This is a genomic window from Pseudoalteromonas sp. 10-33, from assembly GCF_001469195.1.
In the GTDB taxonomy this organism is placed as follows: domain Bacteria; phylum Pseudomonadota; class Gammaproteobacteria; order Enterobacterales; family Alteromonadaceae; genus Pseudoalteromonas.
The window spans coordinates 291,041-311,351 of the sequence record NZ_LOFI01000024.1; the positions used below are offsets into that span (position 1 = coordinate 291,041).

The following is a 20,311-nucleotide window of genomic DNA, read 5'->3' on the forward strand; positions in this document are numbered from 1 at the left end:
GGGTAATAATTGGCCTGCAAGAGATAGTTAATGAAGTACTCCTTACCTGGTATTCACTCATCGTTAAAATATATATTCCTAATAATAGGTTTACTTTTTTTCACAGCCAATTCAAATGCAGCCATTAGCTGGCAAACCATTAACAACAACATCCAATTTTTAAAACAACAAGACGCTCTACGATTTTACGACTCTAACCAAGTATTAATTGAGGGTGATGAATGCGCTTTACTAGTAGATACCAGTGGAAATTTTGCAGGTGTTGAACAACTTGTTGTTGAACTAAAAAAACGCCTTAAAACGCCTCTTTGTTATTTGGTTGCAACCCATTATCATGACGATCACTTACTGGGCATGGCAGTTATTCAACACTTTTATCCTAATGCCAAACTTATTACCCACCAGCAAGTGAGCGCAGACTTTAAAACCTACCAAAAAGCCTACACAGATAAACTCGACAGCTATGAAAAAAGCATTGAACTGAGTTATCAGCGTTTAGCTTCAATTCCCAAAGAAGAACAAACAGCATGGCGAGAAAAGCTAGAACTGGCTAAAGCACGACTTTTTCGCTGGCGCGAATATAAGCTTAATCCACCAAAAATAGCATTAGCAGTAAGTAAAACGCTTAATTTAGGGAACTTTGAGATAAATATCACACCACACAAAGCGCATACTACGGGTGATTTAACCATTACTACAAACAATGGGAGCACGTTAATTGGTGGTGATATTGTTGATTGGCTGCCTTACCCAGGCCACGGTGAACTTAAAAGCTGGCAAACATTGCTTAAACAATACATAAGTAATGAAAAGCTATCACTCATTATACCAGGCCATGGTGATACTCTAAATAAACAACAACTTAAGCAACCACTCGCATTCTTAAATGCCCTGACTGAGCACGTCAAAAGTAATCAAAACCTAACAAGTGAAGCACTCATCGAATCTTTTCCACAAAATGTGCTTGCTCCTTATCAACAAAACACATTAAACCAAAAGTCGAGCCAGTTTTTTTTACAAGCAGGACTCAATCGCGCTAAAAGCTCGGAATAACCCAACACAACGGATTGTGTTAAAATAATAAAAGGAATTTATTCAAGTGATCACTATGCGCAGTTTGATATTATGCTTTTTAGTACTTTTTTTGTTTGGTTGTGAATCAACTGAGCAAAAGCAGGCAGAGGCACCTCAAATATTTACACATTTTGAGCCTGATTACGCTAATCACCAAAACGTAGATGAACCGATCCCCCAAAAGCAACAAGCACTTCTTATTGAAGAACAAAGCACGCCACTAAAGGTCAAAAATAGAGTTGTAAAAAAGCGCCCACCAAAAACGACTGACTTATGGGTGCACATTGCTAACAACTTACACTTTACGGTTTATCAAAATCGGGCTTTAAAAAAACGCATTAAGTGGTATTTAAAACAGCCTAAATACCTAACCACGGTAAGTAAGCGTGCAGCACCCTATCTATATCACATAGTAAAAAAAATAGAGCAAAGAAACCTACCCATGGAAATAGCACTGCTACCTTTTGTAGAAAGTGACTTTAGGCCCACAGTTGCCTCATCGCAACAAGCCGTTGGGGTATGGCAACTTGTAGGGGCGACAGCATATCACTTTGGTATTAAGTCAGATCAATGGTACGACGGTCGCCAAGATGTATTAGCCTCTACTGATGCGGCACTTGATTACTTGAGCTATTTACATAAGCGTTTTAACGGCAATTGGCTACATGCATTGGCAGCCTATAATAGCGGTGAAGGACGCGTAAAACGGGCCATAGAGAAAAACACTAAACGAGGAAAAAGCACTGACTTTTGGTCGCTAAGCTTGCCAAAAGAGACCGCCGATTACGTGCCAAAATTGCTCGCTTTAAGTTATTTAGTTAAGCACCCACAAAAAGGCATGAAGCAGCCAAAACTTGCCTATAAACCACTCACCACTCAAATGAATATAGGCCAGCAATTCGATTTTTCGGTTATTGCCAAGCTGTCAGGTATTGGTTCAAAGCAGCTGCATGCGATAAACCAAGGGTATTTAAAAAATCAAAGCTCGCCAAACGGGCCACATACCTTATTGCTACCAGTAGGCCAAGAAGCATTACTAAAAAGTCAGTTTTTTAAATCTAATTTTGCAGGTGAATACAGAGTAAAACAAAACGACACACTTTATGCTATTGCCAAACGCTTTAGCATGTCGGTAAAAATGCTAAAACAACTCAATAACAAAACCAACAACTTTATTGGCGTAGGCGAAAAGCTACTGGTTGGGCAACCCAAAACCCTACCAAGCTCCTTAACTATAGATTACAAAATAAGCCCTTATTTAGAACACCAAGAAGACATTGCTATCCCAACCATAGAAATAGACTACACCGTAAAAACCGGTGATAGCCTGTGGAGCATTAGCCAACTTTACGATGTACCACATAGCGATTTGGCTAAATGGAATAAACTGTCGGCATCCAGCATTTTAAAACCCGGCCGTCAGTTAGTGCTTTATATCCCTCAAGCAGAAAAACCACAAGCGCAGCCAATCAAACAAGATTTACTACACGATTTGCAAAAAACACTAAATCAACCACGTTAAGTTTATAAACCAATCTATTTCGCGTAAAATCACGCCCCAACATAGTTATTTTAAAGAGAACAGCATGCAAATTAGTAAAAATTCGGCAGTAGAGTTTCACTACACACTCAGTGAAGCGGGTGAACAAATTGAAAGTAGTGTAAATGATGCGCCACTTAGCTACATTCATGGCAGCGAAGGTATGTTACCTGGTTTAGAAAAAGCCCTTGAGGGTAAAAACGCTGGCGAAAAATTTAGTGTAACGCTTGAGCCAAGTGAATCTTATGGTGAGCGTGTTGATGACTTAATTCAACGTATTCCACTTAAGCACTTACAAGGCGATGTTAAAGTATGGAAGCCAGGCATGACTGCTATGGTTCAGTCTAACCAAGGCCGTCATCAGGTGACGATTGTTAAAGTAGGTCGTTTTAATGCCGATTGTGACCTAAATCACCCATTTGCAGGTAAAACACTGACATTTGATGTAGAAGTTGTATCGGTACGCGAAGCAACTAGCGAAGAAATTTCGCATGGGCATGTTCATGCTGAAGGCGGCTGTGGCCACGCTCACTAATTAGCTAAAAAGGAACCCGTATGTCAAAAGTTGCAATTGTAACAGGTGGAACGAAAGGGATTGGCCTAGCGGTAATAAAACGCCTGCTAAGTAGTGGCTATGAGGTTCACAACCTTGATATCACACCGAGCGATGTGGGCGTTTTTCATCATTGCGATGTAAGTGATGTGGATGCTGTTCGACGCTCTATCAAAGCGGTATATAAACAATCTCAACGTATTGATGTACTGGTTTCTAATGCTGGAAAACACCTAAGCGCAAATATAGAAAGCACTGATGAGCAAACGCTCGATGCGCTATTTGCGCTTAATGTAAAAGGTGCCTACGCGGCTGTACAAAGTGTACTACCCTGTATGAAAGCAAATAATGCGGGTTCTATTATATTAATAGCGTCTGACCAAGCATTAATTGCTAAGCAAAATTCATTTGCCTACAACCTTACTAAACATGCTCTCGCCTCTATGGCAAAAACCACGGCACTTGATTACGCACGCTTTAACATTCGTGCTAATGCAGTGTGCCCAGGCACAATTGAAACCCCTTTATTTCATAACGCAATTGACGCTTACTGCGATAAAAGTGGTGCAAACAAAGCCGATATAGTGGCAGAAGAAGCCAGCCTGCAACCGCTAAACCGATTAGGCCAAGCCGATGAAGTAGCCGCTCTTGTGAGTTTTTTAGCAAGTGACGACGCAAGCTTTATTACTGGTAGTTTACAAAGTATTGATGGCGGCTATACAGCCCAATGAGTACCAAGATAATTGACCCGCATGTTCATTTTTTTAATTTACTTGATGGTCAGTACACTTGGTTACAAGGCAAAAACCCACCAGCATGGCCCAATTTAGACAAAATAAAAAAACTTGTTAGCGCACAAAAGCTTATTAATAGTACAGACTTTGAATTAAAAGGCCTTGTACACATAGAAGCAGGCTTTGATAATTCGGCCCCTATCAATGAACTTAATTGGCTAAGCAAGCATTTAAGTGAAATGCCATTTAAAGCCATTAGTTTTAACCAAATAGATGCGCTTGCTGAGCAATTTAGTGACGCGCTCGATGCGCTGGCGCATTCGAGCCTATGTGGCATTAGAGATATAACCGAAGGCGATGATGCTATAAGGCTAAAAAGCCCTCGTTGTATTCATAATCTTGATTTATTAGCGACAAATAAACTGCATTTTGAAGCGCAATTTGAACTACACAACGTTAGCGTAGCTAATCATATTGCTCACTGTGCAAAGCAATTACCTCATCTACAAATTATTCTTAATCATGCAGGGTTGCCTGATGACTTAGCCTCTTGGCAACAAAGCGTTGAATTACTCGCCCAACATAAAAACATTGCTATTAAATTTTCTGGCTTTGAGTTATTAAGCCTGACACAAGCACAGCAAGAAGCATGCTTTAAATGGCTTTTACAACACTTTGGCGAGCAGCGTATTATGTTTGCTAGTAACTTTCCTGTATGCCAAATAAACACTCATTACAATGCCCTATGGCATCGGCATTACGCGCTGTGTAAAAGCCATAGCCTATGGCATAAGCTCAGCTACGCAAATGCAATGCACTACTACCAATTGTAAGTAAAAGTCGTTATATTTAAATTCTATTATGCTTAAAATGGCGTAGGTTTTATGAAATACACATTATTCATTGTGAGCTTAGCCTGGTGCGCCTTATTAACTGGCTGTGTGTCGCAACGCGCTGAACCAACCCCTAAATTACAACATGCGCTGCTTTTAGCACCTAATCAAAGCGCGGTTAACAAAGTAATTAGTACCATTACGAATATGCAAAACATAACGTTAGCTGACGATGTATTTACAAAAAATAGTGTAGTTACGCTGGGGAATCTAAACAAAAATAACATTATAAAAAGTCATCAGCTTAATCCGCCCGACCAATTTGAACTGATGATAAAAAATAAACAATGCTTTATACGCCACGTAGATAGCAAAGCCACGCGAGAGCTCAAAGATGTTGAGTGCGTAATTAACGAATGACCTTAATGTTGCTAATAAAAAGCCGGTAAGTAAATAGTCACTTACCGGCTTTTTAAATTGCGACAAAGCTTAGTTATTATTTTATTTCTACACGTTGCGAACGCATCACAATTTCATCGTTTAACTCAATACCTAACCCCGGCTCCTCAGACACTTCAAAGAAACCATTTTTAGGTTGTGGATCTTGTAAACACAATTCACGGTTCCACTTTTTAATCGCATAAGTATGATGCTCATGAATCAAAAAGTTAGGAATAGCGGTTTCTAGGTGTAACGATGCAGCTGTCGCAACAGGTCCACCACACACGTGCGCCTGAATACGTACATCAAAAATATCGGCGTAATCACATACTTTTTTAGTTTCAGTAAAACCACCACATAACCCTATATCTGGCTGAAGCACGTCAATACTCTGATCTTCTAAATAAGGACGAACCCCCCAGCGGTTGTACAAGCGCTCACCGCCCGCAATGGGTACGTTAACTTTATCTGCTACTTTGGCATGCAACGAGTGATTTAGGTAGTTCACAGGCTCTTCAAAATACATACAATCAAATTCTTCGGCTATTTCACCAATTTGAATAGCTGATGTGGCACCCGGTAAACTATGGCATTCAAAAATAATATCGACTTCATCGCCCACGGCTTCACGAATAGCTTGCATACGCGCGCGGTATAACTTCATTTCTGGGCGTGAAATAATATTAGTGCGATCGTAATACGTATTACCGTCTTTATCGTATTGAATTGGATCTACTTTTACTGCATCGTAACCCTCTGCTATGGCTTTTAATGCCGCCTCTGCATACTCTTGTGGCTGTACTAGTGCTTTAAATTCGCTATCCCAGTCAAACTGCAGTTGCGATGCATAAGTACGAAGTTTATCGTTAACCTTACCACCCAGTAATTGATAGACCGGTAACCCAAGCGCTTTACCTTTAATATCCCAAAGCGCGGTATCAATAGCACTCATTGCAGCGTACACAACGGGTCCACCACCTAAACCCCAAAAGCTTTCTCGTAACATACGAGACCACAGCTTTTCTGTTTGAAACGGGTCGTGACCAATTAAAAAGGCATCTGCCATTTCTTTGATCATGGCGGCGGCTGCGCTATGGCCTAAATCGTAAGCAAGACCAGCTTCACCCACACCACTAATGCCCTCATCAGTATGGATGCGAACAAATACAGGTGTCCACGCTGGACGCTCTGGACAGTGAATATCAAATACTTCTACGCGATTTACCTTCATAAAAATTCCTTATTAACCTGTTCGGGTTATTTTGCAAAACTGGGATCAAGCCGATATGCTTTTCGTAGCATCGCAGGCCAAGCAAGCTGGCCTCCAGTGCTGCCGCTGTGTACCACGTTGGCTTGATTATAAATATTGTCGATAATGGGTTGAGGTACAGGAATAACTTCTTGCGAGCTAGCTTGCAGCGCTAGTTGTATTTCGCAGGCGCGCTGTAAGTCGTAAAAACGCATAAACGCATCGCCTACAGTCGGGCCTACCGTTAAACCACCATGGTTAACTAATAACATATGATTAGTTGAGCCTAAGTCATCCTGTAGTACTTTGCGCTCATCATCATTAACTGCGAGGCCTTCGTAACCATGATATGAAAGCGACGGTAACGAAAACATTGAATACTGGCTCAATGGCAATAAACCCTTTTTTTGGGTAGCCACAGCAATGGTTTCTTTGGTGTGTAAATGAATAACGCAATGCGCGTCTTCTCTTACTTCATGTATTGCACTGTGAATAGTAAAACCAGCAGGATTAATGCTAAAGGGAGTGTCGTCAATTATATTCCCGTTTAGGTCAACCTTAACTAAGTTTGACGCGGTTACTTCGTCAAATGTTAACCCAAAAGCGTTAACTAGATAATGGTCAGTCCCGGGCAAACGAGCCGATAAATGCGTATAAATTAAATCTCCCCAACGAAAATGCTCCACTAGCCGGTAACATGCCGCAAGATCGACACGTAGTTGCCACTCTTGAGCAGACACTTTATTTTTTAAATCAAGTTGGGGTAAATCAAACATAATAAACCTTTTAAAATACGCAGATAATGAATGCGAATAGATGTTTAGAAGTCTAAAACACTCTGCGTTTTATAGCAATCAACAAACAAAAACAGCCACACGTTTGTGTGGCTGTTTTTTAAAGGGTTAATAACTACTTTGAGTTATTTTACTTTAGATAAGTAGTCTGCAATAGCTTCAAACTCTTCGTCAGTTACGGTAGCAACCATTGCCTTCATAGCCATAGACATACCATTATTACGTGCACCCGACTTAATATCTTTCATTTGTGCAACTAAATAATCTTTGTTTTGACCATTAAGTTTAGGATACATACCCATGATTGGTGCTTTACCATCTGCACCATGACAGGTTTGACAATTTTTTGCAGTGTATAATGCGGCACCATCAGCGGCAGCTGCATTAAACGAGAAACTTGCGGCTAAGCTAATGCCCGCGCCTAGTAGTAGTGTTTTCATCTTGCTCATTGTATTTACTCTTCTTTTTGACGGTTAGAAAAAACTGTTCAATTGATTGTAGTCAATAATCAAATAAAAAGCATACGTTAGAAACGATGCTAGACGATCAACTTAACCCTGCACTGCTAGCTCGTTTCTATTTACCTAAAACTAGTTTAGCAAACAAAAATGAGCAGACGCTTAATTGATTGTTACCAAACTAAATCGTCTGGTACCTCAAAATCTGCGTATGGGTCGTCCTCATCTTTAGGCTTGTTTTCAGGTTCAACATGAAAAACAATGTATTTTTCGTCTACTTCAGCCACTTTACGTGCTGGCTCGTCTTCTAATACGTAAAACTGCCCCTCTAGAACACATATAGCTAAACGACCACCCGACAATGCTTTTTGAGTTTTTTCATTCACTTCAATACTTTTTACTTTTTTATCGTAAGTAAAATTAAAGGTTCGCTCACCACGAATAGCATCTTGATTGTTGTGTTCTAAAATTTGCTTAACACGCGCTTCTTGCTCACGCTGTTTTAAAGTCACTTGGCGGGCTTGGTTTAACTCTTCCGCCTTTTTTTGCTGCTCAAGCTTAGTTTGTTGAATATGCTTTTGCAGATCATTAGGGTTACTTGTTGCCCCTTTTTTCTGTTTTTTTTGTTGCTTACGTTTTTCTGATTTAGCAACTTTAGCTTTATGCGATGTTGTTAACCCTGCTTGCAGCAATTGGTCTTGTAATGAACCCATGGCATTGTTCCAATAAAAACTAGTATTAGCGTTATTTTAATCACCTACGAGTTTAAATAACAGCGCTATCGACATTAATCTAATAAACTCCTTTATACTTAGCATGATATGGCACAACAGCGTACTTTTTAATTATCAATTCTGGGGGATTTTTAATACAATAAAAAGGCCAACTAGTTACCTAAAAGCCAAATAATGCGCTTAATTCACCTACTTGCTTGCTCTGTTGTTATATTTTTCGTGCTTTACGCCCCTCAGCCTCTACTCGGCCTATTTGCTAGTGAGTTTGGTGTATCGCCTGCCACAGCAGGCAGCTTAATGACGGCAACAATGCTGCCCTTAGCTATTGCACCATTAGTGTATGGCCTGTTTCTAGCCAAACAAAATCCTTTAAAAATACTTCGTATTGCAATGATAGTACTGGGCTTTAGCTGCTTACTATTTATTTGGGTACCAAGTTTTGAGCTCTTACTATTAGTACGATTTTTACAAGGCCTTACCCTTCCTGCAGCATTAACCGCCATGACCAGCTTTATAGGAATCAGTTTCACCGCTGATACACTTCAAAAAAACATGACTCTTTATATAGGCAGCAGTATTGCAGGCGGTTATTTTGGAAGGGTACTTGCTGCGCTATTTAGCGACTTATGGCATTGGCAAAGCTTTTATTACTTAATTGCTTTTATGCTTGTTTATTTAGCTATGCTAATTAAGCCCCATAAATTCAACAACATTGGTACTCACGCTCAAAAATCGCCTCTAGATTACATCAAACAACTTAAGGAGGGCCCTGTTTTAAAAGTTTATGGCGCTGTATTTTGTATGTTTTTTTGTTTTGCAGCCTTACTTAATTATTTGCCATTTATACTGCAAGCTACATTTTTAATTACAAACACGCGTGATATTGGTTTGGTTTACAGTGGCTATTTAATTGGAGCCTTGGCTTCTATTGCCACGCCTTGGCTATTAAAAAAAGCACCCTCAGCTTGGCACGTATTAGGGGCGACCTTCATTTTTTACAGCCTGAGTATTGTTGTGCTCATGAGCCACGAGCTTGGCGTCTTTTTAACTGCATTCACGCTATTTTGTGCGGCTATGTTTATTATTCATTCAACCGCAGCCCCACTGGTTAATAAAATAAGTAAGGCACCACCAAGCGTGACAAACGGAGGGTATGTTTCATTTTACTACAGTGGAGGTGCCATTGGCTCGTTATTACCAGGTGTGGTATACCAAAAATACGGACAAACACCCTTTATGCTAACCCTGCTTATTATGTGTTTGTGCGGATTATTGCTTGTGATTTGGGCTCACTTTGACGGTAAAAACATAACTCGCGGTTGATGTGCTGTGTATTCAAAAAAAGCTTCTAAGTCTGGTTTGTTCAAAATCCACGTTTGTGTATTTTCAAATGGGTGGCAATGAAATAGATCTCCAAACCAAATATCTTGATCTAACCATACGGTTACCGCACTTTGTTTGTCGTTAAGTAACGCAAGCATTGATACGCACCCTGGCGCAACTTTTAAATAGGTTGCTAAACGCTCGCTTGAAGCAAACCCTAAACGCGACAACCCTTGCTGTTTTGAAAGCGCTTTTAGATCTAACTGCTTATTATGAACTGTAATAACTAAAAAATGACGTTTACCTTCGTTATCACGCAAAAATAAATTTTTTAAGCGTGTACCTGGACGTTCAAGCAATAATTCATCAGCTGCTAAACTAGTATGCAAAGGTGGATGTTCAATAACCTCGTAATTGATATCTAAATGCGCTAAACACGCCTCTAACTTTGTTTTGTCCGCTAACATAGTTACAAACAGCGCCCTCTTAGTTGCACACTGAGATCTCGCCATAGAACCTCTGTTATTTCATGTTTGTTAGCGCAATACTCACGCGTTTTAAGCTCTTGCTTTAATAATTCAACGGCCCTGTCTTCTAACTTAAGCTTTAACACACTCGACTCTTCAAAGTGTTCTTGCTCAATATATTCTTTAACCTCACTGCGAGAAGGCCTGTTATTGCGTCCACGATCAAGGTTAAAGTTTTCACGGTGCTTAGCTTTAACCGATACAACATAAGCAAATACATTATTTCCTTGCTCGTCTTGTTTTTCAAAAAACTGTTTATTGTTTATTTCAAAAGGCGGCTCTTCATTTGACGCACACCCCGAAAGTAAAACTACCAGTGCAAAAAAACTTTTTTTCATTATTTTCTGTCGTTTTAATGAGTAATTAAGCCGAGTCTATCAAAAATTTATCTAAACAGTGAAAATTAGCGAAAAAATACTTGACCAAATTTATAAAAAAACTTAAAGTTCGTCCCGCTTGGAACTCAGCAGCCAAGCGTTTATGTTTTACATAAACTAGGAATGTGGGGCTATAGCTCAGCTGGGAGAGCGCCTGCCTTGCACGCAGGAGGTCAGCAGTTCGATCCTGCTTAGCTCCACCACTTTCCTACTCTTTTCTTAGATATAATCTTTACTTCGAAATACCCTAATTCATTAATTTTATTTTGTTTTTTATCTATCTCTATTAGCTTGAGTGTTTATCAATTATTAGCTATACATACTTGTATATCTATTAATGCCTTAGGTTAATCATGGACTCTCCAAAACGCTCAACACTCAAAAAACTTGCAGCTATAGGCTTAACTGCAGGAGCAATAACGCACGCTCCTTATGTATTTGCTCGTAATAAAACAACTATAAGAGTGCTAGGGACGCATGTAACGTTACAAGATGCGATTCGTAAGCAAGCCATGAGTGATTTAGGCATTAATATTGAATTTACGCCCGCTGGCAGTGCCGCAGTTTTACAAAGAGCATCAATGGACCCTAGTTCATTTGATTTATACGAACAGTGGTCAAACAGTATTAATGTATTGTGGAACGCAGGCTCTATACAGCCCATAGAAAAAAAACGCCTTACCTATTTTAACGAAATAAATAGCCTCACAAAAACAGGTAAGCTGTCAGAAAACGCCAATATTGGCGCCGGCGACGCTCCCTTTAAAATATTAAATGTACAACCCGATGGCACGCTCAGTGAGCAAGAAAGCGACTTAATAAGCTTTTTACCCTACGTTCACAACGTAGACTCCTTTGGTTATAACACTAAATTTATTAAACCCGGAATTGCCTATGAAACTGAAAGTTGGGGATGGTTACTGGATGAGCAACACAGAGGAAAAGTAGGTATTGTAAATGCGCCTACCATTGGTTTATTTGACTTAGCGCTTGCTGCTAAAGCTAAAGGGCTTGTGAAAATTAACAATATAGGGGCAATGACTCGTATTGAATTGGATAACTTATTTAAGGTACTACTTGAGCTCAAACGCCAAGGCCACTTTAGCGGTTATTGGAACTCAGTGCCTGAATCTGTTCAGTATATGAAAGATGAACGCGTTCATATTGAAAGTATGTTTTCTCCTGCGGTATCTGCGCTAAATGGCCAAGGCATAAATGTGCGCTTTGCAGCACCTAAAGAAGGCTACAGAGGCTGGCATGGTGTAATGTGCTTGTCGTCACAAACCCATGATAGTGTAAAGGGCGCATCTTATGATTATATGAATTGGTGGTTATCTGGCTGGCCCGGTGCTTTTATTGCTCGTCAAGGTTATTACATAAGTAACCCACAACGCTCTAAACCACTACTTTCACAGGATGAATGGGACTATTGGTATGACGGCAAAACCGCAAACACTGATTTACTCGAAACAAATGGCAATATTGCTGTAAGAAAAGGCGAGCAAAGAAATGGTGGAAGCTATACTAAACGCTTCAGTAACGTTGCAGTATGGAATACCGTTATGCCAACCTACGACTACAGTTTACAAAAGTGGTATGAGTTAATAAGTCGCTAATGCGTTCTATTAAATCAAAAATAATTGCGACCTTAGCGGTACTAGCTGGACTGCTTCTTTTACAAAGTTATTTATTTAACCACTTGCAAGAGTCGTTAACCAGCCTGCAAAACATTCAAAACAATGCTATCAGTAAAAGTGAAGCTGTCGTGAAGCTGGAAAGAGATGTCATCGCCATACAAAGTCATGCAGTTTCATTTATTGATGACGCTAATAAAAATAATATTGCAAAGTTTAAAACATATTTAGGACAAGCAAATATTCATTTAGGGCAATTAACATTAAACACGCTAGACAAAACCCCTGAATATAAAAATATGCTTACCCGCCTCAGCGAGCACCTAAAAAACTATGAAACAACATTTGAAAAGGTAGTTATTAACAGACAAAAGCGCGAGCAAATATACTCATCTGGATTTAAACAGCCCATTGAAGAGCTACAAAAAAAGGTAATGGCACTTGAGTCACTATCAAATGAAGATAAAAAAATTCTCTACAATGATATTTTACTAACAATTAGTAACCTAAAGCATGCAGCTGTCAGCTACCTTTATAAACCTAATTTTGATGAAGCTCAAAATGTGAAGCAAAATCTAGAGTTTTTGCACACAAAAATTAACCGTATGTCAGCTATTAATGACTCCTTGCTTGATAAAACAATTAATTTAAAAAAAACACATAACCAACTAATACTTCTAACTCGCAGTTATACGTACTCTGTAAATGTAGTGCTTACAGGGATCGAAAACGAACTTTTATACCTAACTAATAAAATTAAAAGCGCTGAAGAAGAAAAGCTAAACTTGGCTAAATTACAGTTTAATAACGAATTAACAAAAAAAACTAAGCAAAGCAGCCTGTTTACCTTTTTAATTTTAATTATCCTTTTACTCCTTTGTTATTTTATTTTTACCTTTGTTATCAAGCCTATTTCACAGCTTACCCTGTTACTTAATAGTATGAATGAAGGTGAGCCGATTAAACTAAAAAATAAGCATGCAAAGCTAACCGAAATTGCATCTGTGCTAAAAGCAGCAAATACGCTTTATTTAAAAAGTGAGGAAACGAAGCAATTACTTGATGAAACACGCGCTTTAAATGTAAAAATGGCAGCAATGAATACAGACCTTACACGTGCAATAGAAGAAACAAACAGAGCCAATAAAACAAAAATAGATTTTGTAGCCAATATGAGCCATGAACTTCGCACTCCTATGAACGGAATATTGGGCATGCTTCAGCTGCTACAAACAAGCGATATGCCAGCAAAGCAGGAACAATATGCTAAAAAAGCATTTTCTAGTGCGCAAAGCCTGCTGCAAGTTTTAAACAATATTTTAGACTTTTCAAAACTCGATTCTGATAACGTCAAACTTGAGAAAATTCCTTTTACACTCGATACGATCGTATCTAACGTTGAAGATTTATTTTCGATTAATGCACAACAAAAAGGACTAGCTCTAAATTGTGTTGTGCATGCCGACAGACACTTGACTCTGTTGGGCGATCCTATACAGCTAAATCAAATAATTAATAATTGCATTGGTAATGCCATTAAGTTTACCGATAAGGGTGAGGTGTCATTAACCATAGAAGTCATTTTTCAAAAAGAAAACAAAGTACAGTTGCGCTTTAGCATTAGTGATACCGGAATTGGTATGACGCAAGCCCAATCTGATAGGGTGTTTGAATCATTTGCTCAAGGCGACTCAAGTACAACAAGAAAGTACGGAGGCACAGGGCTTGGCCTAACGATTAGCAAACAGCTAACCAAATTATTAGGTGGTGACATACAAGTAAAAAGCGAACTTGGAAAAGGAAGTGAGTTTTTATTTACTCTTCCATTCACCATTGCAGAACAGCAATTAATTAATAACACTGCTGGCAAAAATAACCCTTTACCTGCAAAGGTAGTCATGCCAAAACTAACTGATTTTAAAGCACTTGTTGTGGACGATAACAAACTTAACCAAGAAATAACCTCTGCAATGCTAGGTAAATTTGACCTTAATACAACAATTGCAAACGATGGGCTAGACGCTATAGATAAAGTATCAGCTCAACACTTTGACATTGTATTTATGGATATACAAATGCCCCATATGGACGGCCTTGAAGCCACTAAACAACTAAGAGCTAAAGGTTACAATATGCCTATTATTGCTTTAAGTGCTGCTGTAGAGCCCAGAGATAAAAAAGCAGCCGCTGATGCAGGTATGGATGACTTTTTGGTTAAACCCATTGTATTTGACGCGCTTTACGAAAGCTTAGATAAACACCTAAAAAGTAGAGATAATTTGCAAACAATAAATTTAGTAAAAGCAAAGCAAAACGTTGATAACAATGAAACCTTACTCATGACATTGCTTACTCGGTTTATAGATGGTAATAATAACTTTTCAGCGAAGGCTGATTTATTAATAAACAATAATGATGTTGCTACTTTAAAGCGAACGGTGCATACACTGAAGGGGTTAGCGGGTACATTAGGGCTAGAAAAGCTGCAAAAATGTGCATTAGAGACTGAAAAAGCACTACTTGAGGAAAACTCGCTTAATATAGATTTATTAAAAGAAAATTTGGCAGCAACGCTTTTTTCTATTAAAGAATTATTAGCGACACTCAATTTGGAAAAAATAGAGCCGAAACGACACAATCTCGAAGATGAGCTGGTAGTGATAAATGAGATTCACTCACTAGCATTAGCGTCTCGTCCTATTCCAAGCGACCTAAAAAGGCATTTAGAAGCAAATAGTTATGATACTGAACACGGCTTATCAAAACTAATAGAAGCGATTAATAATTTCGACTATCCGTCTGTAATTTCGATTATTGAAAGATATAAAGCAGACACAAAGCATTAATGATTGAGTGATCCAGAACTTAAATACTATGTAAAAAGGATTAATAGTGCATTTAACTTATTCCACCACAAATAAAAGTGAACAAAAAGCGCAGCGACAAAAGCCTTTAATTCTAATTGTTGATGACGAACCAAGTAACTTACATATTTTGGTAGAAGGGCTTTCAACCGACTACGATGTTCGAATATCGACAGGTGGGGAGCAGGCACTAACCTTTATAGAGTCTACCCGCCCAGATTTAATTTTACTCGACATAATGATGCCGGGAATGAATGGTTATGAAGTATGTAATATTTTAAAGGGCAAACCAAGCACTAAAGGGATCCCCATTATATTTGTTACCGCACTGACAGAAGAAGAGTCAGAAGAAAAAGGCTTTGCTATGGGGGCCATAGACTATATTCACAAGCCTTATAAATTAGCATTAGTTAGGGCTCGTATCCGAACGCACATCACAGCACAAGGTATGCTAGACCGATTAATAGAGAAAAACTTTGACCTACATGACAAGCTGCTTGAAATAGAATCTTTAGCGATGGAGCTCGATGTTAGAGAAAAAGAATTAAAACAACTATCATCTAAACATCAACTCTTTTTTCATGCACTAACGAGTACAGCTGACGGTGTTGTGATAACCAACAGTGCAGGCAAAATAATCGCGGTTAACCCTTCATTTTGCCGCATCACGGGTTACGATGAAGCTGATTCGTTAAATATGCATATTCACGATATCAAACAAAATAATCAGCCAAATATAAACTTTGAACAAGTATGGCAACACGCAAGTGAAGCCGGCTACTGGAGTGGTGAGTTAGTTACCCGACGCAAAAGTGGTGAGTTATATCCTGAGCTGCTAACGTTAAGCCTTGTAAAAAATGAACACGATACCAACGATCACTACATCGGTGTGTTTAGCGATATATCAAGCCTAAAAGTGACTCAGGAGCGAATAGATTACTTAACTTGGCATGACGAATTAACCGCCCTACCTAACCGTAACAGCTTCTTAAAGCAGTTAGAGCAGCAATTACAAAACTGTTCCACTGACAAAAATTTTGCCTATATTTTTATTATCGATGTAGATGGGTTTCACTCGTTTAATGATGGAATGGGCCTGCTAGCCGGTGACCATGTCCTAAAAGAACTAACGAAGCGTATCCATGAAAATACTGATAATAGTGATATTATTGCCCGCTTGGGAAGCGATGCCTTTGCAACGTTGTCAGTCCTAGATAAAGGCATTGGCAGAGCAAGGGCTCAAATTATTGCAGAGAAAAAAGCACAAGAAATTCTTACATCCGTAAGACTACCTTTTTTTGTTGATTTGCAAGAGGTTAGCCTAACAGTAAGTATTGGTATGTATATATTCCCGCAACATGGGCAATGGGAAAGCGCTATTGAGACTATCAGAAACTGTGAAGCTGCCTGCTATAAAGCAAAAGAGAAAGGGGGTAACCGAGTTACATTTTTTGACACCTCATTTGGTGAACAAGCAAAAAGACGTTTCGAAATTGAGCAAGACCTACGTAAAGCAATCGCTTATAACGAGTTATCACTTCATTTACAGTCCCAATATGATAGTAATCAAATTTTAAAAGGAGCTGAGGTTTTACTTCGTTGGAAACACACAACGAAAGGCTTTATTAGCCCCAGTGAGTTTATTTCTATTGCTGAAGAGTCTGACGTTATTTATGACTTAGATTGCTGGGTATGTGAAAATGCCTTAAAAACATTAGCTAAGATTAATCAAACGCACCCTCACTTAAGTTTATCAATAAACATAAGTGGTCGACATTTCCATGAGCCACGCTTTTTAGCCTTTTTAGTTGAACAGCTAACAATTAATAATGTTATTGCGTCGCAACTCACTATAGAGATTATTGAAGGTACGCTACTAAATAATATGGACTCTGCTATTGAAGCTGTGCATAACCTCAAAAAATTGGGTGTAAAAGTATCAATTGATGATTTTGGAACTGGCTATTCAAGCCTCACATATTTAAAGCAATTACCAATTCAAGAGCTTAAAATAGACCGTTCTTTTGTGCTCGAAGCGCCAACAAATAAAAATGACAAACTAATAATAGATATGATCGTGAGTTTGGGACGTTTATTTGAATTAGACGTTGTTGCAGAGGGTGTCGAAAACCAATCGCACTTCGATTTACTGCAGGAATATCCGGAGGTGATACTACAGGGTTATCATTTGCATAAACCTGAGCCAGTAAACGATTGGCTAGCTAAATTAAAATGATTTTTGCGATTAAAATAAAAAGCCGAGCTATGCTCGGCTTTTTGCTAAATTAATATAAAATTTATTCGCGAACTTGACCTTCGCCATTCACTAAATACTTTTCTGTAGTAAGTGATTCAAGTCCCATAGGACCGTACGCATGAAGCTTAGACGTTGCAATGCCAATTTCTGCGCCTAATCCTAACTGCGAACCATCAGAAAAACGAGATGATGCATTTACCATTACGACTGACGCATCTACGCTGCGCTGAAACAACTCAGCTGCGGCTTGGTTCTTAGTACAAATAACTTCTGTATGATTTGAGCCAAATTGCGCAATGTGCTCAACCGCGGCTGAAAATGTAGGCACTACGCGTATCGCAATCTCTAAATCAAGGTATTCTTCACCGAATTCATTGTCAGCCAACACCGTTGCATTATCAAAGTATTTAGCCGCAAAACTATCTGCGTTGATCTTTACACCTTCCTGACGAAGCACTACAGCACACAGGTTTAAGAATTCATCGGCGATATCTTCGTGTACAACCAAGCCTTCAAGTGCATTACATACACCCGTTCGTTGTGTTTTACCGTTAAGTAATAAATTAATCGCAACCTCTAGATCAGCATCTTTATCGACATACAAGTGACAAACGCCCTTGTAATGCTGAATAACAGGAATAGTACTGTTTTCGGTAACAAAGTTAATCAAACCTTCACCGCCGCGAGGAATGATTAAGTCAATACTCTCGCGTTGCTGCATCAACTCCATAAGAAGCGCACGATCGGGATCTGGAATAACTGAGATTAATGAAACTGGTAGGTTGTGCTTTTCAAGTACACTGTGCATCACACTGGCAATCGCTTGTGAGCTTTTAAGCGCCTCTTTACCACCGCGTAAAATGACCCCATTACCTGATTTAAAGCACAATGCACCAGCATCTGCTGTCACATTAGGACGTGCTTCATAAATCATACAAACAACACCAAGTGGCACACGCATTTTACGAATTTTTATGCCATTAGGTCGTTCGGTGATTTCACGAAGCTGACCCACTGGATCATCAAGGCTCACTATTACTTCGATGCCTTCAGCCATCGACTCTATGCGTTCATCGTTCAGTGTTAAACGATCAACCATTGCCGCAGGTAAATTGTTGTCGCGCGCAGCGCTTAAATCACTTTCATTTTCTTGAATTATAAATGCTTTTTGCTCTCTTAATGCCGCAGCCATTTCTATTAATACTTGGTTTTTTGTCTCGGTGTCGAGTAAAGCAAGTGTGTTTGCAGCTTTAGCTGCCTGACGCGAAATATCCGTAATTAAACTCATGACTTCTCCAATAATGCGATATCTTTTTCTGAAATAACAGGACCGATAGAGTCCTGCATTTTTTCACTAAATTCACTTTGTTCGTTGTCTGCAATAAAATTCAACAAACAACTACTGTAATTTGCAGTCGCTTTGGCCAAGCGCGTACCGTCTTCACTTCTAACCAATATGGTGTCGCCAATTGCAAACTCACCATGCACTTCAACAATTTCATCGCCGCGAATTATGCCTGTTTCACCTTCGATTGATTCATCAAATGTTCCATCTACCACAACCTCACCTTGTTCATTCGCAGTGTGTGTCATCCAATGCACCGAATCTTGCATTGGTTTTTCGTATGGTAAAAATATCGTGCCTGGGTTGTCACCCTCTAATAATCGATTAAATGTCTCTTCTTTAAAACCGTTAATTATATACGTTGCAATTCCGTGTGATGTTGCTTTTTCTGCCGCTTCTATTTTAGTTTTCATACCGCCAGTGCCTACCGCGCTAGTAGCACATCCTGCCATGGCGTAGATTGAATCATCAATTGATTTTATTTCAGGTAATAAGACAGCGTCGTCATGAAGATTTGGGTTTTTATCGTATAAACCATCTACGTCTGAAAAAATCAGTAAAGCGTCTGCATCCGCGGCTGCTGCAACCATTGCTGATAAATTATCGTTGTCACCTACCTTTAGATCATCGGTAGTTACCGCATCATTTTCGTTTATGATGGGCAAAACACCATGCTCTAATAATGTAAAAACGGTTTCACGAATACTTTGGTAACGCTCTCGGTCGCGCAAATCACCATGAGTTAGCAAAAGCTGAGCAGATGGAAAATCAAAAAAGCGGTCCCACATAGCAATCATTTCAGTTTGACCAGCAGCGGCCATTGCTTTTTTTAATACAACTGAACGAGGTTGGTCTGATGGAAATAGATGCGAGCCCGCTGCAACCGAACCTGATGAAACTAAAATTACTTCAATGCCGCGAGCACGACAACGAACAATAAACTGTGCGATAGTAAGTATGTAACGAGAACGACAACCATCTTGATCTGGTGCAATTAGTGCACTACCTACTTTTAATACAATGCGTCGCCAATTTAACTTTTGCATAAGTCTTCTACTTTCCATTTTATCTGTGCTCAGTGTTAATGAGCTAAACTAAATAGCTACCCGTAAATGCAGCTTCGAATTTGTGTTTTTGGCAACACTTTTAAACGCACACAAGAAAGCCGAAATCTAAAAGTAATGTTTTAAATTTAAGCTCAGATATAAAAAAGCAGATACCTTGCTATGAAAGTAGTGCCTATAAGAAAGTTTAAAAAGTGTTGTTTATGCATCGCTGTAAAAAGCCTTGGTGGCTTTTCTATTAACAACATACATAGAGCCTCTAAAGTCTGGTACACCAACAGATAGGGTGAAGACTATAGGACCGAGATTTAACCGCCACGATGGGGATTAAACATTGAAAGATATCAATTCAACTCAAACTTTATATAGCTGAGATAAACCGTATCAAGTAATCGAATAAATTATATTTTTGATGTTCTAATACTAAACTAGCTTCTAAATAACGATTATACCTAGTAAATATGACCGTAATATTAACGGTGAATTTATTTTCTAAACAATTTAATTAGA

General features: G+C 39.0%; 18 protein-coding genes and 1 tRNA gene. 11 read left to right on the top strand and 8 right to left on the bottom strand.

Translation table 11 applies throughout. The features are described 5' to 3' along the window. Nucleotides 1-30: 30 nt before the first annotated feature. The 6 genes from ATS76_RS13740 (at nt 31) to ATS76_RS13765 (ending at nt 5,154) form a co-directional block, all read left to right on the top strand. Nucleotides 31-1,053, top strand: a complete 1,023-nt coding sequence (locus ATS76_RS13740) for an MBL fold metallo-hydrolase (protein WP_058552574.1) — start codon at nt 31-33, stop codon at nt 1,051-1,053. Between the two features lie 55 nt (nt 1,054-1,108). Continuing rightward, nucleotides 1,109-2,596 carry a LysM peptidoglycan-binding domain-containing protein gene (locus tag ATS76_RS13745; RefSeq protein WP_058552575.1) on the top strand — a complete coding sequence of 496 codons (1,488 nt, stop codon included), beginning with the start codon at nt 1,109-1,111 and terminating at the stop codon, nt 2,594-2,596. A 64-nt stretch (nt 2,597-2,660) separates the two neighbouring features. Further along, nucleotides 2,661-3,149, top strand: coding sequence for an FKBP-type peptidyl-prolyl cis-trans isomerase (locus ATS76_RS13750; protein ID WP_058552576.1), 489 nt, complete (start codon nt 2,661-2,663; stop codon nt 3,147-3,149). A gap of 20 nt (nt 3,150-3,169) precedes the next feature. Then, the gene (locus ATS76_RS13755; protein ID WP_058552577.1) at nt 3,170-3,898 is read left to right on the top strand and encodes an SDR family NAD(P)-dependent oxidoreductase; all 729 of its coding nucleotides are present in this window, start codon (nt 3,170-3,172) and stop codon (nt 3,896-3,898) included. Continuing rightward, nucleotides 3,895-4,734 (top strand): amidohydrolase family protein, encoded by an 840-nt coding sequence (locus tag ATS76_RS13760; RefSeq protein WP_058552578.1) that lies wholly within the window; start codon nt 3,895-3,897, stop codon nt 4,732-4,734. Before ATS76_RS13755 ends, ATS76_RS13760 begins: the two co-directional genes overlap by 4 nt. 51 nt (nt 4,735-4,785) lie before the next feature. Beyond that, nucleotides 4,786-5,154: a hypothetical protein gene (locus ATS76_RS13765; RefSeq protein ID WP_058552579.1), complete on the top strand. Its 369-nt coding sequence runs from the start codon at nt 4,786-4,788 to the stop codon at nt 5,152-5,154. Nucleotides 5,155-5,230: 76 nt separating this feature from the next. Here the strand turns inward: ATS76_RS13765 and ATS76_RS13770 are convergent, their stop codons facing one another. The 4 genes from ATS76_RS13770 to ATS76_RS13785 all read right to left on the bottom strand — a co-directional run bounded on the left by ATS76_RS13770 (nt 5,231) and on the right by ATS76_RS13785 (nt 8,389). Then, nucleotides 5,231-6,406, bottom strand: a complete 1,176-nt coding sequence (locus ATS76_RS13770; protein WP_010556678.1) for a mandelate racemase/muconate lactonizing enzyme family protein — start codon at nt 6,404-6,406, stop codon at nt 5,231-5,233. Nucleotides 6,407-6,432: 26 nt separating this feature from the next. Further along, nucleotides 6,433-7,200 (bottom strand): class II aldolase/adducin family protein, encoded by a 768-nt coding sequence (locus ATS76_RS13775; protein ID WP_058552580.1) that lies wholly within the window; start codon nt 7,198-7,200, stop codon nt 6,433-6,435. 143 nt (nt 7,201-7,343) lie between these two features. Continuing rightward, a complete protein-coding gene (locus tag ATS76_RS13780) occupies nt 7,344-7,667 on the bottom strand; it encodes a c-type cytochrome (RefSeq protein ID WP_058403809.1) in 324 nt (107 codons plus the stop codon). 182 nt (nt 7,668-7,849) lie between these two features. After that, complete coding sequence (locus ATS76_RS13785) at nt 7,850-8,389, bottom strand: DUF2058 domain-containing protein (RefSeq protein WP_058403810.1); 540 nt, start codon at nt 8,387-8,389, stop codon at nt 7,850-7,852. Between the two features lie 195 nt (nt 8,390-8,584). Here ATS76_RS13785 and ATS76_RS13790 point away from each other — a divergent pair, with 195 nt between their 5' ends. Beyond that, nucleotides 8,585-9,733, top strand: a complete 1,149-nt coding sequence (locus tag ATS76_RS13790; RefSeq protein ID WP_058552581.1) for an MFS transporter — start codon at nt 8,585-8,587, stop codon at nt 9,731-9,733. Here ATS76_RS13790 and ATS76_RS13795 read toward each other — a convergent pair. Both ATS76_RS13795 and ATS76_RS13800 read right to left on the bottom strand, forming a co-directional pair. After that, nucleotides 9,700-10,200: a prolyl-tRNA synthetase associated domain-containing protein gene (locus ATS76_RS13795; protein WP_058552582.1), complete on the bottom strand. Its 501-nt coding sequence runs from the start codon at nt 10,198-10,200 to the stop codon at nt 9,700-9,702. The genes ATS76_RS13790 and ATS76_RS13795 overlap by 34 nt on opposite strands. A gap of 2 nt (nt 10,201-10,202) precedes the next feature. Continuing rightward, entirely contained in the window at nt 10,203-10,598 is a 396-nt protein-coding gene (locus ATS76_RS13800; protein ID WP_058552583.1) for a hypothetical protein, read from the bottom strand. Between the two features lie 166 nt (nt 10,599-10,764). On the opposite strand from ATS76_RS13800, the gene ATS76_RS13805 reads away from it, so the two are divergent. The 4 genes from ATS76_RS13805 (at nt 10,765) to ATS76_RS13820 (ending at nt 17,371) form a co-directional block, all read left to right on the top strand. Continuing rightward, nucleotides 10,765-10,840 (top strand) — tRNA-Ala (locus ATS76_RS13805). A 150-nt stretch (nt 10,841-10,990) separates the two neighbouring features. Continuing rightward, a complete protein-coding gene (locus ATS76_RS13810; RefSeq protein ID WP_058552584.1) occupies nt 10,991-12,253 on the top strand; it encodes an ABC transporter substrate-binding protein in 1,263 nt (420 codons plus the stop codon). Further along, nucleotides 12,253-15,117, top strand: a complete 2,865-nt coding sequence (locus tag ATS76_RS13815) for an ATP-binding protein (protein WP_058552585.1) — start codon at nt 12,253-12,255, stop codon at nt 15,115-15,117. The genes ATS76_RS13810 and ATS76_RS13815 overlap by 1 nt, the downstream gene beginning before the upstream one ends. Nucleotides 15,118-15,163: 46 nt before the next feature. Further along, nucleotides 15,164-17,371: a two-component system response regulator gene (locus ATS76_RS13820; RefSeq protein ID WP_058552586.1), complete on the top strand. Its 2,208-nt coding sequence runs from the start codon at nt 15,164-15,166 to the stop codon at nt 17,369-17,371. A gap of 61 nt (nt 17,372-17,432) precedes the next feature. On the opposite strand, the gene ATS76_RS13825 is transcribed toward ATS76_RS13820, so the two are convergent. Next, on the bottom strand, nt 17,433-18,680 hold the full coding sequence (locus ATS76_RS13825; RefSeq protein ID WP_058552587.1) for a glutamate-5-semialdehyde dehydrogenase: 1,248 nt from the start codon (nt 18,678-18,680) through the stop codon (nt 17,433-17,435). Next, nucleotides 18,677-19,783 (bottom strand): glutamate 5-kinase, encoded by a 1,107-nt coding sequence (gene proB, locus ATS76_RS13830; protein ID WP_006791232.1) that lies wholly within the window; start codon nt 19,781-19,783, stop codon nt 18,677-18,679. Before proB ends, ATS76_RS13825 begins: the two co-directional genes overlap by 4 nt. Between the last annotated feature and the right edge of the window lie 528 nt (nt 19,784-20,311).

Coding starts and splice junctions, on each gene's coding strand:
- ATS76_RS13810 (WP_058552584.1), top strand. CDS start 10,991: ATGGACTCTCCAAAACGCTCAACACTCAAAAAACTTGCAGCTATAGGC.
- ATS76_RS13775 (WP_058552580.1), bottom strand. CDS start 7,200: ATGTTTGATTTACCCCAACTTGATTTAAAAAATAAAGTGTCTGCTCAA.
- proB (WP_006791232.1), bottom strand. CDS start 19,783: ATGCAAAAGTTAAATTGGCGACGCATTGTATTAAAAGTAGGTAGTGCA.
- ATS76_RS13770 (WP_010556678.1), bottom strand. CDS start 6,406: ATGAAGGTAAATCGCGTAGAAGTATTTGATATTCACTGTCCAGAGCGT.
- ATS76_RS13750 (WP_058552576.1), top strand. CDS start 2,661: ATGCAAATTAGTAAAAATTCGGCAGTAGAGTTTCACTACACACTCAGT.
- ATS76_RS13760 (WP_058552578.1), top strand. CDS start 3,895: ATGAGTACCAAGATAATTGACCCGCATGTTCATTTTTTTAATTTACTT.
- ATS76_RS13790 (WP_058552581.1), top strand. CDS start 8,585: ATGCGCTTAATTCACCTACTTGCTTGCTCTGTTGTTATATTTTTCGTG.
- ATS76_RS13755 (WP_058552577.1), top strand. CDS start 3,170: ATGTCAAAAGTTGCAATTGTAACAGGTGGAACGAAAGGGATTGGCCTA.
- ATS76_RS13745 (WP_058552575.1), top strand. CDS start 1,109: ATGCGCAGTTTGATATTATGCTTTTTAGTACTTTTTTTGTTTGGTTGT.
- ATS76_RS13765 (WP_058552579.1), top strand. CDS start 4,786: ATGAAATACACATTATTCATTGTGAGCTTAGCCTGGTGCGCCTTATTA.
- ATS76_RS13795 (WP_058552582.1), bottom strand. CDS start 10,200: ATGTTAGCGGACAAAACAAAGTTAGAGGCGTGTTTAGCGCATTTAGAT.
- ATS76_RS13785 (WP_058403810.1), bottom strand. CDS start 8,389: ATGGGTTCATTACAAGACCAATTGCTGCAAGCAGGGTTAACAACATCG.
- ATS76_RS13800 (WP_058552583.1), bottom strand. CDS start 10,598: ATGAAAAAAAGTTTTTTTGCACTGGTAGTTTTACTTTCGGGGTGTGCG.
- ATS76_RS13740 (WP_058552574.1), top strand. CDS start 31: ATGAAGTACTCCTTACCTGGTATTCACTCATCGTTAAAATATATATTC.
- ATS76_RS13815 (WP_058552585.1), top strand. CDS start 12,253: ATGCGTTCTATTAAATCAAAAATAATTGCGACCTTAGCGGTACTAGCT.
- ATS76_RS13825 (WP_058552587.1), bottom strand. CDS start 18,680: ATGAGTTTAATTACGGATATTTCGCGTCAGGCAGCTAAAGCTGCAAAC.
- ATS76_RS13780 (WP_058403809.1), bottom strand. CDS start 7,667: ATGAGCAAGATGAAAACACTACTACTAGGCGCGGGCATTAGCTTAGCC.